The sequence below is a fragment of the Streptomyces sp. NPDC086080 genome, assembly GCF_044540255.1.
Classification (GTDB): Bacteria; Actinomycetota; Actinomycetes; order Streptomycetales; family Streptomycetaceae; genus Streptomyces.
Map to the genome: position 1 here is coordinate 1 of NZ_JBITRU010000110.1, position 1,345 is coordinate 1,345.

The 1,345-nt window shown below is 63.0% G+C and carries 1 protein-coding gene; it reads left to right on the top strand.

Going from position 1 to position 1,345, the window contains the following annotated elements; translation table 11 throughout:
* The first annotated feature begins 708 nt into the window (after positions 1-708).
* Positions 709-1,164 carry a GNAT family N-acetyltransferase gene (locus ACIF9R_RS38300; protein WP_399987739.1) on the top strand — a complete coding sequence of 152 codons (456 nt, stop codon included), beginning with the start codon at positions 709-711 and terminating at the stop codon, positions 1,162-1,164.
* The last annotated feature ends 181 nt before the right edge of the window (positions 1,165-1,345 follow it).

Consider the following 1,345-nt stretch of genomic DNA (forward strand, 5'->3'; position numbering starts at 1 on the left):
TGCAATACCGCTTTGACGGGCCTGAAGACGCTCCGGTTCTGATCCTGGGTCCCTCCCTGGGTACCACATGGCACAGGTTGTAGAGACCGTCCAGGCGCGTCTGTGCCAGTCCCCTGTGGGCATGAAAGTGCAGGTGGGAGCCTCTCGGTCCGAGAGTGTCTACCCAGTTGGTGATGGTTGGGTGATACGCGGGTGATATGGCGAGGCCCCGCCGCGGTCCGTCATGGCGGGGTCTCTGCCCGGATCCGTAAGACGCCGAAGCCGCACCGGAGCACTCCGGTGGGGCTTCGGTGTGAGGTCGAACGCGTTGGCGCGCACGATGCTGTCGGTGCCTCTAAGAGGTCCGTGTGCCTGTAACTCACTCGGGTGCCTGATTTGCGATCGCACCCGCTTATCCGTCCGTACCGGGGTGCGTCTTCCTCTCAGCGCGACTGGGACGCGTGAGTGTGGGATCGACGGCCGGATTGACTGGCTGGCCACCGGTAGCTGAACTCGTCATCTCGGCCTGTGGCCAGGCCACGGCTGCATCGCTGTCGCGTGTGACGTCTATGTGGGCGTCGATCCGTACTCCCGCAACTACTACGAACGCCGCCTCGGGGCGAGACAGTCTCATGCATCTCGATTGCTACTTTTCCCGAGTGGCCGGCCACTTGGCCAGGCTCACATGGCCATGATGGCCATCAGAAGCGGAGTCGTAGGCTATAAAGCATGAAGATCAAGGTCCGTGACGCTCATCCAGCCGACGTCGAATGGATGAGCAACAACACCGAGGGCTGGACGGTCACCGTCGAGAAGCACGAGGGGGCCGCCTCCCTGGCGGAGGCGCTGCACGCCCTGATCGCAGAGGATCCCGGCCAAGGCGTGCGTATGGGGTGGCTTCACTCCAGTCTGCAGCGCGCGGCAGGTGGCGAGCCCGGCTACGTCAGGCTTTATGAGCTCCACGTTTCTCCCGAGTTCCGGCAAAGGGGAGTGGCACGAGCTTTGGTCGATGAGTTGTTTGCTCGGGTGCCCGATCGAGAGGTCATCTTGTCTGCGTGGGACCGGGAGCTGTACGGAGTGTGGCTTAAGCTCGGATTTGGATACGTCCCTGAACCCGACGAAGTGTCAGGGGATTACAGTTATCCCGGTGACATGGTGCGCCCACCGGTAGAAGCTTCGTCCTGAAGGATCAGGCATCGTCTGTCGGCATAGTCGTCCAGGACTGCCTCTGCAGGAGCCGGCCCTGTCCGCCATGAGCAACAGCGGCAGCACTCAGCCCGGATCCACCGGCTGATGTTTCGGAGGTCCGATTTCTCGCCGGGGGCTGATGGTGGTGTGGGGCACGGGTTCGAGGGCGTGCAGCGCC